Here is a 13,032-nt window from a genome sequence, read left to right as displayed (position 1 = left end):
ACGACAACGTCTTTTAGCGTCCGAGTTGATCAACAAAGTTAATCGTATTCAAGCCGTAGTATATTTATTCCAAAACAACAAGATGAGTTGTTTGCGGTTGGTTTTTGACTTCGAATTTCTTTTCAAGATTAGCTTCTTTCACCAAATAATCCAAGCCGCCGTTTTTAATGTAGTTCTTAAAATTCATATAGTGATCCTTTCCGGCAAGAAATTCGACAACAACATTTTGTTTTCCCCAAATAGATTTTGGAGTCGGAGCAATATAATCACAGATTATTATTTTCCCGCAAACACTCTTAATGGATGTCAATAAATCCAGTCTTTCCTTTTCAGGTACTTCGTGAATAACAAACGTAAGAACTGCATAATCAAATTTGTATGAATATTTTTGTTTTACTTCGGCGATACTTCCGTGAAGGAATTCAACATTATTGAATTCTGAGTTGTGATTCATATTTGCCACAGCAATATTTTTAGATGAAAGATCGACGCCTACAATTTTTTTGCAGTGTCCGGATAATTGAAACGCCAATCTGCCGGTTCCGCAGCCTACATCCAAAATCAAAGTGTCTTTTGCAATTATTTTTATTATTTGTTCAAATATTTTATCCTGGTTCGGCGCAATGAATTTATCATAAAATTTTCCATCATACCAATGCTTTTTATCATTCATAATTTTAGAATCCGATTAGTAACTGATAAGCCATTATAATAATTGATACTATTAAAATTATTTTAATTACTTTTTCTCCCCTTCTGACCGCAACTTTTGCCGCCCACCAAGCTCCGAGTCCACTGCCGGCTGATAGACTTATTCCATATAACCAATTAACGTTATTTGTAAATACGAAAATTAAAAATGCCGGAATTGTATATATCAAAACAATAAATACTTTGTGAAAGTTTACATATACCAAATTTAACTTTAAGATATTGTGCAATGTAAGCATTAATAAAAATCCTATTCCTACCTGAATAAATCCGCCGTAAAATCCAAGCGCCAGCATTGATGGATAAATTAACCATGGAAGCTTTTCATATATTTTATCATTTAAGACTTTTTTGGAATTTGGGATCAACATTGTAATTACGATTCCTATCATTACAACGCCAAGAATTTTTTCGAAAAGCTCATTTTCAATTTTTGTCGAGTAAAATGCGCCTATTATTGCTCCGGGAAGTGTTAATAAACTTAATTTAATACTTAACTTAATTTGACTTATTTTTTGATTATGAAACGAAAGAGCGCCAAAAATACTTTGAGATAATATCCCAAGTCTGTTTGTTCCGTTTGCAACCGGCGCGTCTAAACCCAAAAAAATTAAAATTGGAAGCGTTAAGGTTGAACCGCCTCCTGCCATTACGTTAATAAAACTTGTTATAACCCCGGCAGTAAAAAGTAAAATTAATTCAAAAAATGTATTCATAAAATTTAGTTTGCAGATAATATTTAATTTTAGTTTATCTTAACACTTACAATTATTTCATGTTACAAACAAAAATAATTGTGTTAAAATAAATAACATCGCTAATTTATTCACATAATTATTTTAAAAACTTATGAATTTTATAGAAATTATTGGTTATACGGGTTCGGCATTAGTCGCAATTTCCCTAATGATGAAAAATATTTTTTACTTAAGAAGAATTAATCTTATAGGAGCTGCAACATTTGCGACATATGGTTTAATGGTTGGAGCAATTCCGGTATTCGTTTTAAATAGTTTCATTTCCGCTGTTGATATTTATTACATAATAGAAATGAAGCGAAAGAAAGAATATTTTACGTTATTGCAAATTGAAAATTCACATGGTTCATTATTAAATAAATTTTATGATTTTTATAAAACCGACATTTTGAAATTTTTTCCGAATTTTGAAATTTCCAAAATTGATGAAGATAAAAGTTTTTTTATACTAAGGAATTTAATTCCCGTTGGGTTGTTTGCATATAAGGAAGTTGATACACAAAGGATATTAATTGAACTTGATTACGCAATACCTGATTATAGGGATTTGAAGAACGCGAGATTTATTTACTTTGCACAGTCAAATCATTTTGTAAAAAAAGGTTATAAAATATTAACTGCGGAATCTAATGTTGAATCACATCAAAAATATCTTACAAAAATCGGATTTCTCCGAGATAAAACCGTCAAGGATTTATATATTAAAAATATTTAACTTTCTTAAAATTATTTTACCTTTAATTCTTCGATTGCAATATTTAAAAAATTTGGAATTACCGTATTACGAGTTAAAATAATATTATCCGGGTTTTCCAGATGTTCTAACATTTCGGCTAATTTTTTTTCTCCGTATTCATCAACAACTTGTTTTTGTCTTTCAGCTTGCCCAAAATGATGCCTCATACTAACAATATCGGCTTCAGGGTGAAATTGTGTACCGATAAATTCATTGGAAACTCTAATTGCCATCATTGCTCTTTCCAATTCAATATGCGGTCTAAGTTTTTCAATCGCAATTAATTTTGCGCCAAGTTCCCTAAACACATTTTTATCCGGACTAATAACCTGATAACTTCTAAAATCGGCACCGTAAAAAATATCAGGCAGCCCGTGCAAAATATTATCAAGCCTTCCAATTTCAGTTTTATGAACAGGTAGAATTCCAAATGATCTGGAATTTCTCGGTATAACTTCACCAAGTTTGAAATATCTTGCCATAATTTGAAACGAATGACAAATGAATATCACATATTTTTTTTTACTTTTATTGTTTTGGTTATGAGACCAAATCTTATCCATTAAATTAAAATACTTTTTTTCCCATTTTGTACCTTCACCGTCAAATGGATCACCTGGTCCGCCAGAAGAAATGTAAATATCGTAGTCGCTAGAAGGAACTTCATTTTTATTTCTCGATTCAAATATATTGTATGTTAAATTAATGTCAGATTTCTTTTCATTTGTTTCTTCCAAAATGTCTTTAATACATCTCATTCCTTGATTTTCTTCACCATTATACAAATCAATAATTGCGGTTTTTATTTCCACTTTAATCCTTTTTTCGTTAAAACATTGTGTAAATATAGAAATATTCTATAAAATCTAAATGCATTTTAGTATTTTCATATAATAATCATTTTTTATTATGAACGAACATTGTAAATGCGGACACAAATATGATCATCCATTGGTCATTCATGAATGCGAATATTCAAAATGGGGATGGTTTCTTTTAACAATATTAGGTTTAAGCGCGAAACCAAAATCAGTTAAATTTATTTGTGCAAATTGCAAAGAGCAAATTTTAGCTACTTCCGATGAAAATATTTTAAAAAAGTTTGTTGGCAGGTAAATTATTATTAGTTTAAAATTATATATGTTATAATAAATTTGGGAGATTTATAATGGCTGATCAATTAATATTAGAAAAACAAAAACAAGCCGCTGAAATTCTTAAAGAAAAAAATATTGACATGTGGATGACTTTTGTAAGGGAAACCGGAAATATTAAAGATCCAATTATGGAAATGATTGTTGGAACCGGCGCAACTTGGCACTCGGCATTTATTATTACCAAGGAAGGCGATACTGTTGCAATTATCGGCTCGCTTGAAGAAGCCAATATGAAATCAGTAGGAACATTTAAAACAATTGTTCCATATTTAAAATCTGTTAAGGCGGATTTAATAAATATTTTAGACAAGTATAACCCGAATAAAATAGCATTAAATTTTTCAAGAAATTCATCAATGGCTGATGGCTTAACTCATGGTGTTTATTTGGAATTAATAGATTTGCTGAAAGAAACACCTTACGCTGAAAGATTTGTTTCGTCAGAAGAAATTGTTGCAGCTTTAAGAGGGAGAAAATCTAAAGCAGAAGTTGATCTTATAAAAGATGCAATAAAAGAAACATTAATTATTTTTGATGAAGTAACAGATTTTATTGAGCCAGGTAAAACTGAGAAAGAAGTCGCGGATTTTGTCCGCCGAAAAGTTAAAGAACGCGGTTTTGACTTTGCCTGGGACGAAGAACATTGTCCCGCTGTATTTACCGGACCAGATACAGCCGGAGCACATTCGGGACCAACAGATAGAAAAATTCAAAGAGGTCATGTTATAAATATGGATTTTGGAGTAAAGAAAAACGGATACTGCGCAGATTTGCAAAGAACTTGGTATGTTTTAAAAGAAGAAGAAACTCAAGCTCCCGAAGAAGTTTTAAGGGGTTTTAACGTAATTAAAAACGCAATTATAAAATCCGGTGACGCTATGAAGCCAGGAAAGCTAGCATGGGAAATTGATAATATCGCGCGCAGTTATATTGTTGAAAACGGCTATGAAGAATATCCTCATGGTTTAGGTCATCAAGTTGGCAGAGTTGCGCATGATGGCGGGGCAATGATGGGACCTAAATGGGAACGGTACGGAAATCTTCCTCTTCTTCCTTTGGAATTAGGAAATGTTTTCACAATTGAACCCAGACTTCCAATTAAAAATTACGGAATTGCAACAATGGAAGAAATTGTTTGGATCAAAGAAAATGGCGTTGAATATTTATCCAAACCGCAAACAGAATTATATATAATTAAATAGTCCAAAATTAACATTCAATAAAATAGAATATTATTGAACTTTTTTTGATAATATTCTATTTCTTAAAACTATACAAATAAGCTGCCATATCATTTAATGTAAGAATATATGCGCCGGCGCCATAACCAACCATTGGAATTTCACCGCCGTAATTTTCAGTATCATGATCATAAAGTTCGGCTATTAAATTATGATTTAACTTTGAATAATTTGTTGTCCAATCAAAGAGTTGTTTTGCCTTTTCATATTTTTTAAATTTAAGCAAAGTGGAAATAATTCTCATATTTAAAAAAGGCCATTCACTTATTGTATACCAATCGGGATTATTCAACCTTGAAAAGCCTCTGCGCTCGCTAATTCGCAAATTATTTTCATAATCATTATAATAACTTTCATAAAATTTCTGGTCGGTAATAATATTGAAATTAAATATTTCTATTGTTCCGCCGTCGTAAAAATCCTTTGTATTTGGGTTTTCCGCAGCTTTAAATCCCTTAATTGTTTTGCCTTCATAAATAAAATTATTTTTTATCCCTTCCGTCAATTCTTTGTGGGCTGAAAAATATTTTTCATAATTATTAAGAGAATTATGCTTTAGCAATTCGGAATAATTTCTTAATCCAACTGAATTTACATTTGCTGTAAATGCGTACTGCTTTCCGGGAAGATGATATTCCCATGGTCCGGATTCAGTTCTAATGATTTTATTTGAATCAATAAAAGTGAGTATCGGATCAGCAATAAGTTTATTTATTTTTTCATAGTTTGCCTTAAGGAATTCTATATCATTGCTTTGATTTATATAATCCGAAAATCCAATTAAAAATAATCCAAAACCATCAAGCTCAATATTCGGATTATCACCGCCATCAGCTTCTTCAACACCTGGGCCAAAATATCTGCAAACACTTATTTGGTAATCGGATTTGACGCCGTAATCAATTCCGTCTTCCTTTAAGATAAAATTTTTATAATATCCGGCATCGGCATTAAGGAAAAAGTTAATAGCGCTTTTTGCCTCATCAAATAAGTTCAATTTATTCAATGCCATAATTGAGTAAACTGCGTCTCTCACCCATCCGATATTCCAATTGCCTGGCAAAAGAGAAGCGATTATTTGTCCGCGCGATTTAGGGAATATTTCATTATCTGCAACTTGTCCCATTTTTAAAACTGTAATCGATTGCTCATAAAGATTTTTTTCGTCTGCCGAAATATTCTGCGGATAATGCGATTTGGCAAAAACATTTTTCATAAATAAAATCTCATTATCAAGCATATTTATTGAATCTAATATTGATAAAGCTTTTTGAAAATCTTGAGTATTGCTTTGCAGTGAATCGTTGAAAGAGAATAGAAAATATTTTACAATTTCGTTATTAGGAAATGAAATAATTTTTTCTTCGCTTAAAATATTGCAATATGATTTTTCATAAGTAAATTTGAGATTTTTAACATCTTCATTTTTACCCGCAATCGCGGCGTAAAATATTTTATCTGATGTAGTAAAGGGCGCGAAATAATAAACTTTATACTTTTCATAATCAGCGCAAATTACGTGAGTGTTATCAAAATATTCAATTTTACCGGGCTTAATATTTGCATTCAATTTAATATTATAGACAAACGGTTTAACTGAATGAGTTGAATCAAAATCTCTAAATATATAAGGCTTTACGTATTCAACTGAATTTGAAAGTTCGTTATAAACGGCTGATATTAGTCCGTTTGACGTAACTATTTGATTGAAAGATTTTTTGGGAGCCGGCTTCAAATTCAGCAGATCAATGTAAGTCTCCTTATCGCATATTCCAAATTCACCTCCGTAAATTCCGCCTCCGCCAACTTCATCATAAACTCTTACAGCCAAAGTATTTTCATTTTTCAACAAACCATGAGGAATTTCATAAGCTCGCTGTAAATTCCACGCAGTGCTGTAATTCGGCGCGACCGATCCCGTCTTTCCAAGCAATTTGTCATTTAAATATGTTTCATCGGCATCATCTATTTTTCCTAACAGCAGCATTAATTCCGTACTTTTTATTGAATCAATATTAATATTGAAATGAACTCTGTACCATCCAAATCCATTGTAATTTTCATAACCTTGATTTTCCCAGTTTGCCGGAACATATATAGAATCCCATTCAGAATCATTAATATCACTTTGCATGTATTCTAAATTATCTCCCGTCTTAAACTGCCAATTATGCGGCAGTGTTAAAAGCTGTGAAAAATTTTTTGTATTAAGTAAAGAAATTAAACAAAGAAAAATTATTTTATTTTTCAAGTTTGTTTCCCTCGTTCATGTAATGATTATATGAATAAATATTTGCGAACTTGTAATTATGCCGTGAAGTAAAATAAATAAAATTATAAATTATTTGATAAGTTAAGGCAAAAAACCGGAGAATTAAAATTCCTTAAATATTCTTGCTAATGGATTTCCCGGAGCATCCATTTTAATATTCAAAAAATAACCAAATGGAGTTTGAGATACCGAATATTCAGAATTCCTTAATCTAAATTCGGCGTTATTTAACATTTTTTTTGTAAACTCGGGATTAGCGCTGCTTTCCGATAAGTGATTGAATGAATGGAGAATTATTCTGTTTGTTTCATTTTTACGCGCAGCCCATTTTAAATTCTTGATTAGTTTTGTTTCAACATCAGAGCTATTGCTCTCATCTTTTTCTTCGACATGAATAAAACCTAATACTGCATTATTAATTTCTTCTTTAATATTCGATTCAACGGCAGATTCTAAACCTTTGTGATTTGTTTCAAATGAAAATGAGTTAACGTAAAAGATTAACAGCTTCAATTTATTTCCCTTCTTTAAAATCAAAAACAGAATTTGGATCAACTCTTTTATCAAACCATTGAACTCCCCAATGCAAATGCGGACCTGTTGATCTTCCTGTAGTACCGACTTCACCAATAATTTCGCCTTTCTTAACCGATTGACCAACTTTTACAAAACTTTTACTAAGATGCAGATAAAATGAATTTAAACCCAAACCGTGATCTAATAATATATAATTTCCGCTGTAATAAAAGTTATCCGCGGAAAGATGAACAACCCCATCAGCCATTGCTTTTACCGGTGTTCCAAGCGGCGCGGCAAAATCAATTCCATTATGCATATTTTTAGGTATACCGTTTAATATTCTCTGACTTCCGAAAACACTTGATATTCTGGCTTTTTCAATCGGTTTTACGAAACCCTTAAGATATAACAAATCTTTTACGCTTCCGACTTTTTCCCTTGCCGCTTTCGATATTTCTCTTTCTTTTTCAATTCTCGGTAATTCTTCATTCGGTGCTTCAATATATTTTTGCTTCATACCCTTAATTCTTTGAATATTATAATTTTCTTTTTTGGGTGTAAGTTTCTTAACGATTGTTTTATTATCAAATTTAAAAACAAATATGTGTTCAGCAGTATCGTCTCTATCAAAACCGAAAATGAAATTTCCAAATTTATCAAATGATATTTTAGCCGAATCTATTGTAATATCAGCAACATTTTCCGCTTTGCCAAATATCAAATGACCTTGTTTAAGTTTTCCAAAAAAATTCACCTCTTGAGTAAATATAATAGTGGATGAAAACAATAAAGTGATAAATATTTTATTAAAATTCATTGTTACCTTGTTAAATTAAAGACATTAAAATTGCACAAAGCCAAGCACCATATGTTCCAAGTGCATAACCAAGTACCGCGAGTAAAACGCCGACACTCGCCAAAGAAGGATGAAAAGCCGCAGCTATAATTGGTGCGGATGCCGCTCCGCCAATGTTAGCTTGACTTCCAACGGCTAAAAAGAAAAACGGCGCTTTAATTAATCTTCCTACAAAAAATAAAAATAGTGCGTGAAAAGTGATCCAAATTGAAGTTATCAATAAAAGCTGTATGTTTTGGAAAAATCCCATTATGTTCATTTCCATTCCAATAGTTGCGATCAGAATGTACAAAAACAAATTTCCTATTTTTGAAGCTCCGCTGTTTTCCAACTTTCTAAATTTTGTAAAACTTAATAATAATCCACCCGTTGTTGCTAATACAATAAGCCAAAAAAAGTTGGATGTTAAGCTGAACTTTTCGAGTTGTGGAAAATTATTTTGAAAGAATGGCGCAATTATATCCGCTAAAAATTGAGAAACTCCGGTTACGCCAAATCCCACTGCCAATATTTTTATCATTGATGCAGTGTTGGAAAAATCAAATTCCTCGGTATGATCTTTATCTATACCTTTTTTGATTGCTTCAATTGATTTTAAATCAGCTTTTAAAAATTTATCCAACTTATCGGAAATACCTATTCCATATAACAAAATTGCAAACCAAACACTGTATGTTAAAACATCAATTGCAATTAACGCGGAAAACACCGAACCGTCAACATTAAATACTTCTTTCATTGCCGTTTGATTTGCTCCGCCTCCTATCCAGCTGCCGGCAATAGTTGATAATCCCCGCCAGGTTGCCAATGGGCCACTGTGAATGATGAAATCATGAAAAAAAGTTGAAACTAAAAAAAACGCAATTGGTCCGCCTATTATTACTCCAAATGTTCCGGCAAGCATCATAATTATTGCTTTCGGTCCTAACTTAATTATTCTATTGAAATCAATACCCAATGTTAAAAGTACCAAACTCGTCGGCAGTAAAAATTTTGAAGCCATACTATAAAGTCCGGAATCTTTTGCAGAAATAATCCCCAGTGAATTAAATATTCCCGGAATAAAATAGCAAAGCAGCAATGAAGGAACATATTTATAGAATTTTAACCAAAACGGTTTATTGCTTTTTGATGTTGTAAAAACGAAAGCCAAAATGGCTAACAAAATAGCAAAGACAACGGCATCATTCGTAAGTGGAAATTTCATAATTTATCAACGATTTAGGATATTAAAAGTTAAACAAATGATTGGTTAAAATCATTTCTAAAAAATTATAAATAGAGATATTGAATTTTTATCAAAAAATAAATTTTAAAAATGAATAACTTGTTATTCGGAATTAAAATAAAAATATTAAATTATAGAAATTTTTAAAAACAGAAGATAATAAATGTTACAAGTAGGCAATATTAAAAGTTTATTTAAAGTAAAATTTTCCATTCAACAATTAATTAGTAAAATTCCAATACCTGAATATGCGTTGTTCAGCATTTATGCAATTTTTATTGGAGCAATGGCAGGCATAGCCGCGGTAGTATTCCACGATTCCATTAATTGGACAACCGAATTATTTTTAAATTCAGAAACGCATATTTATTTGTTTTTAGTTCCAGCCGTTGGAATGTTAATACTTAGTATAATGACATATCTTGCTCCAAATATTGCAAAAAGAAAAGGTATTTCGGAAGTAATAAAAGCCGTTTCGATGAGAGGAGGATATTCTCCTTTTAGAATAACATTATTTCACTTTTTCGCACCTGTAATTTGTATAGGAACAGGTAATACACTCGGTCCTGAAGGTCCAACCGCACAACTAGGAGGAGGAATTTCAAGCAAGATTGGTAATATTATTGGCATGTCTGATTCAAGAAGGAGGATTTTTACCGCGGCCGGCGCCGGAGCTGCTATTGCTGCCGTTTTTAATTCACCACTCGGTGGTATTTTCTTTGCGCTAGAAATAATCTTATTAAATGATTTTCAAACACAAACTTTTTCTGCTTTGGTTTTGGCCTCAGTAACTGCAAGCGCAATTTCAAGAATTCTTCTTGGAAATCAACCCACATTTTCGTTCCCTGAAATTTCAATTGGTCCTTATTCCGATTTTTATTTATATGCATTATTGGGAATTTTATCCGGATTTTTTTCCTTATTGTTTATCAGATATTCTGAGTTTGTAGATAATATAATTAACAATAAAATTTTATTATCTATTCCCAGATGGATAGTTATGGTAATTGCCGGTTTGATGATGGGTATAGCCGGATATTATTTCAAAGGTATTTTCGGAATTGGATATAATACAATAAATAGTATATTGGCTTCAAATGAAATTTGGCAAGTTGTTATAATTCTTCTTGTGCTCAAATTTTTGCTTGTTCCAATTATATTATATTCGGGAGGTTTTGGCGGAATATTTGCGCCTTCTTTATTTATAGGCGCTTGCTTAGGGTTTTTATATTCATACTCATTAAATTTCCTTTTCGGATTAAATCTAGATACTACAGCGTATGTTCTTGTTGGAATGGGAGCTATTCTTGGTGGCGTTAGTACAATTCCAATTTCTGCAATTCTAATAATATTTGAAATGACTAAAAATCACACTTTTATTTTACCGCTGATGCTTGGCGTAATAATTAGTACAACAATAGTGCAAATAATTCTTAAAGGTTCAATCCAAATAAAGCATCTGGAACGGGAAGGTTATAGAATATCAAGCGGTAAAGAAACAAATGTCTTAAAATCGATTTTTGTGGAAGATATTATGCGCGACGATATTTTATTAATACCTGAAAATACGTCCATATCAAAATTAATAAGTCTGCTTCTTGAAAGTCCTCACGCAACATTCTATACAATAAATACAAATGGAAATTTAGTCGGCACAATTACGGAAAATGAACTTCGCCCGATAATTACCGAATACGAACAAATCAGAGATACATTAATTGCAGGCGATATTGCAAAAGCGGAAGTTGTAACAGTTTTAAAATCTGATGATCTTGATCATATTTTAAAATTATTCGGAAGCAGCAACGTTGATCAATTTCCGGTTATATCATCTAAAGATTCCTTAAAAGTAATTGGAACAATTTGGCGCCACGACGTTATTTCCGCTTATAATCAGGAAAGTTTAAAACATAATTTGGCAGATGGTTTTGCTAGTGAGATAAAATCAATTGATAAAACTCACGTTTCAAAAGTGGCTGAAGGTTTTTCAATTGTGGAATGTAATGTAAATTCTGCATTTGTTGGAAGCACTTTAGCGGAGCTTCGACTCAGAAACAAATATGGCTTAGAAGTCTTAATGATCAAACAAAAAAAATCGTTGTTTGATGAAAATGCCGCAATGCCTAAATTAATTATTCCGGATCCTAATTATATTATTAAAGCCGATGACATTCTTGTATTATTTGGCTCTGATGAAAACGTAGCAAAAACTAGTGAATGGAAATAACTTAAATAATTATTTTACAATTTTATGAATACATTTATTTGTCTTCTGAGAGGAATAAATATTAGCGGCCAAAAGAAAATTAAAATGGCTTATCTAAAATCTTATTTTGAAGAAATTGGTTTTAAAAAAATTATTACTTATATCCAAAGCGGCAATGTGATATTTAATTCCAAAATCTCTGATCCAAAAAAATTGAAAAATTAATTTTTGATAAAATAAAGATGCAATACGATTTTGAAGTTGAGACTATTGTTAAAACACCTGAAGAATTAAAAATGGTTATGGAAAATAATCCTTTCATTAAGCAAAATAAAGATGAAAGCAAAAACTACGTTACTTTTCTGTTTAATGAGCCGGCAAAAGAAAGAATCTTGGTTCTCAAAGAAAAAGACTTTTCACCTGAAGAATATTTTATTGATAAAAATATTTTTTACTTTTATTCTCCAAATGGTTACGGCAACGCGAAAATGAACAATAATTTTATTGAGAATAAATTAAAGGTTATTGCTACAACAAGAAACTGGCAGACGGTTAATAAATTGTTAGAACTTTCCAAACAAAATTAATTTTCTAATTTACTTAATGAATATTATTATACTCACTGAAAAAGACCGAATTGACCAAAATCAATTTACAATTTCCGACGAAAGATTTATTCATATCTCAAATATTTTAAATGCTCAAACCGGAGATATTCTGGAGATCGGATTACTTAACGATAAAATCGGCAAAGCAAAAATAACTTTTCGGAGTTCAAATGAAATTCGATTGGAAATAATTGAACTAAAGAACGCGGATGAAAGTAAAATTAATATTGACATAGTTTGCGCTTTGCCTAGACCACAGACATTAAAGAAAGTTTTATCAATTTCGGCAACAATGGGAGTAGGACAATTATTTTTTATTAAATCTGAAAAAGTAGAAAAAAGTTATTTCCATTCTCCAATGCTTTTGGAAGATAACTATTCCAAATTTTTGATGGAAGGATTGAGTCAGGGCAAGAAAATTAATATGACTAAAGTATCTTTTCACAAGCAATTTAAAAAATTCTTTGAAGATGAATTTAATCCGAATAATTATGATATAAAATTATTAGCTCATCCGGATTCTGAAATCAATTTAATGAATATTAAATTTTATAATTCGCAAAATATAGCTTTGGCTATTGGTCCCGAAGGCGGATGGAATGATTTCGAAATTAATTTTATGCGGAATTTTGGTTTTGAAAAATTTCTTTTGAGTAAAAGTATTTTAAGAGTTGAAAGTGCTGTTACTGCCGCATTATCGCAAATAGAATTATTAACTTTTTGATTATATTTATTTTATT

At 31.1% G+C, this 13,032-nt stretch carries 12 protein-coding genes and 1 pseudogene; 6 read left to right on the top strand and 7 right to left on the bottom strand.

What is annotated here, in order from left to right:
* Positions 1-64 precede the first annotated feature (64 nt).
* Positions 65-673, bottom strand: a complete 609-nt coding sequence (locus tag IPK06_00575; GenBank protein ID MBK7978512.1) for a class I SAM-dependent methyltransferase — start codon at positions 671-673, stop codon at positions 65-67.
* 4 nt (positions 674-677) lie between these two features.
* Positions 678-1,427, bottom strand: coding sequence for a sulfite exporter TauE/SafE family protein (locus IPK06_00570; GenBank protein ID MBK7978511.1), 750 nt, complete (start codon positions 1,425-1,427; stop codon positions 678-680).
* Between the two features lie 133 nt (positions 1,428-1,560).
* Between IPK06_00570 and IPK06_00565 the strand changes: the two genes are divergently transcribed.
* Entirely contained in the window at positions 1,561-2,184 is a 624-nt protein-coding gene (locus tag IPK06_00565) for a hypothetical protein (protein ID MBK7978510.1), read from the top strand.
* An 11-nt stretch (positions 2,185-2,195) separates the two neighbouring features.
* On the opposite strand, the gene IPK06_00560 is transcribed toward IPK06_00565, so the two are convergent.
* Positions 2,196-2,963 carry a GMP synthase gene (locus IPK06_00560; GenBank protein ID MBK7978509.1) on the bottom strand — a complete coding sequence of 256 codons (768 nt, stop codon included), beginning with the start codon at positions 2,961-2,963 and terminating at the stop codon, positions 2,196-2,198.
* 151 nt (positions 2,964-3,114) lie between these two features.
* Here IPK06_00560 and IPK06_00555 point away from each other — a divergent pair, with 151 nt between their 5' ends.
* Together IPK06_00555 and IPK06_00550 are read left to right on the top strand one after the other, a co-directional pair.
* Positions 3,115-3,321 carry a hypothetical protein gene (locus tag IPK06_00555; protein MBK7978508.1) on the top strand — a complete coding sequence of 69 codons (207 nt, stop codon included), beginning with the start codon at positions 3,115-3,117 and terminating at the stop codon, positions 3,319-3,321.
* Between the two features lie 52 nt (positions 3,322-3,373).
* Positions 3,374-4,564 (top strand): aminopeptidase P family protein, encoded by a 1,191-nt coding sequence (locus IPK06_00550; GenBank protein MBK7978507.1) that lies wholly within the window; start codon positions 3,374-3,376, stop codon positions 4,562-4,564.
* A gap of 55 nt (positions 4,565-4,619) precedes the next feature.
* Here the strand turns inward: IPK06_00550 and IPK06_00545 are convergent, their stop codons facing one another.
* The 4 genes from IPK06_00545 to IPK06_00530 form a co-directional block, all read right to left on the bottom strand.
* Positions 4,620-6,854, bottom strand: a complete 2,235-nt coding sequence (locus IPK06_00545; GenBank protein ID MBK7978506.1) for a beta galactosidase jelly roll domain-containing protein — start codon at positions 6,852-6,854, stop codon at positions 4,620-4,622.
* Between the two features lie 123 nt (positions 6,855-6,977).
* The gene (locus tag IPK06_00540; GenBank protein MBK7978505.1) at positions 6,978-7,388 is read right to left on the bottom strand and encodes a hypothetical protein; all 411 of its coding nucleotides are present in this window, start codon (positions 7,386-7,388) and stop codon (positions 6,978-6,980) included.
* Between the two features lies 1 nt (position 7,389).
* Positions 7,390-8,211 carry a M23 family metallopeptidase gene (locus IPK06_00535; GenBank protein ID MBK7978504.1) on the bottom strand — a complete coding sequence of 274 codons (822 nt, stop codon included), beginning with the start codon at positions 8,209-8,211 and terminating at the stop codon, positions 7,390-7,392.
* Between the two features lie 10 nt (positions 8,212-8,221).
* Positions 8,222-9,457 (bottom strand): DUF819 family protein, encoded by a 1,236-nt coding sequence (locus IPK06_00530; protein MBK7978503.1) that lies wholly within the window; start codon positions 9,455-9,457, stop codon positions 8,222-8,224.
* A gap of 184 nt (positions 9,458-9,641) precedes the next feature.
* Between IPK06_00530 and IPK06_00525 the strand changes: the two genes are divergently transcribed.
* The 3 genes and pseudogenes from IPK06_00525 (at position 9,642) to IPK06_00515 (ending at position 13,016) form a co-directional block, all read left to right on the top strand.
* Positions 9,642-11,705 carry a chloride channel protein gene (locus IPK06_00525; protein MBK7978502.1) on the top strand — a complete coding sequence of 688 codons (2,064 nt, stop codon included), beginning with the start codon at positions 9,642-9,644 and terminating at the stop codon, positions 11,703-11,705.
* A gap of 24 nt (positions 11,706-11,729) precedes the next feature.
* Positions 11,730-12,271, top strand: a pseudogene (locus IPK06_00520) (DUF1697 domain-containing protein).
* Positions 12,272-12,287: 16 nt separating this feature from the next.
* On the top strand, positions 12,288-13,016 hold the full coding sequence (locus tag IPK06_00515) for a 16S rRNA (uracil(1498)-N(3))-methyltransferase (protein ID MBK7978501.1): 729 nt from the start codon (positions 12,288-12,290) through the stop codon (positions 13,014-13,016).
* Positions 13,017-13,032: the final 16 nt, after the last annotated feature.

Source organism: Ignavibacteriota bacterium, assembly GCA_016713565.1.
Lineage (GTDB): Bacteria > Bacteroidota > Ignavibacteria > Ignavibacteriales > Melioribacteraceae.
The sequence above is the reverse complement of the archived record's forward strand: the minus strand, read 5'-3'. Positions and strand labels throughout refer to the sequence as shown.

Bases quoted from the DNA above. Each gene is read 5' to 3' on its own strand.
- IPK06_00515 (MBK7978501.1), top strand. From the start codon at position 12,288: ATGAATATTATTATACTCACTGAAAAAGACCGAATTGACCAAAATCAA.
- IPK06_00530 (MBK7978503.1), bottom strand. From the start codon at position 9,457: ATGAAATTTCCACTTACGAATGATGCCGTTGTCTTTGCTATTTTGTTA.
- IPK06_00550 (MBK7978507.1), top strand. From the start codon at position 3,374: ATGGCTGATCAATTAATATTAGAAAAACAAAAACAAGCCGCTGAAATT.
- IPK06_00560 (MBK7978509.1), bottom strand. From the start codon at position 2,963: ATGAGATGTATTAAAGACATTTTGGAAGAAACAAATGAAAAGAAATCT.
- IPK06_00535 (MBK7978504.1), bottom strand. From the start codon at position 8,211: ATGAATTTTAATAAAATATTTATCACTTTATTGTTTTCATCCACTATT.
- IPK06_00575 (MBK7978512.1), bottom strand. From the start codon at position 673: ATGAATGATAAAAAGCATTGGTATGATGGAAAATTTTATGATAAATTC.
- IPK06_00555 (MBK7978508.1), top strand. From the start codon at position 3,115: ATGAACGAACATTGTAAATGCGGACACAAATATGATCATCCATTGGTC.
- IPK06_00570 (MBK7978511.1), bottom strand. From the start codon at position 1,427: ATGAATACATTTTTTGAATTAATTTTACTTTTTACTGCCGGGGTTATA.
- IPK06_00565 (MBK7978510.1), top strand. From the start codon at position 1,561: ATGAATTTTATAGAAATTATTGGTTATACGGGTTCGGCATTAGTCGCA.
- IPK06_00525 (MBK7978502.1), top strand. From the start codon at position 9,642: ATGTTACAAGTAGGCAATATTAAAAGTTTATTTAAAGTAAAATTTTCC.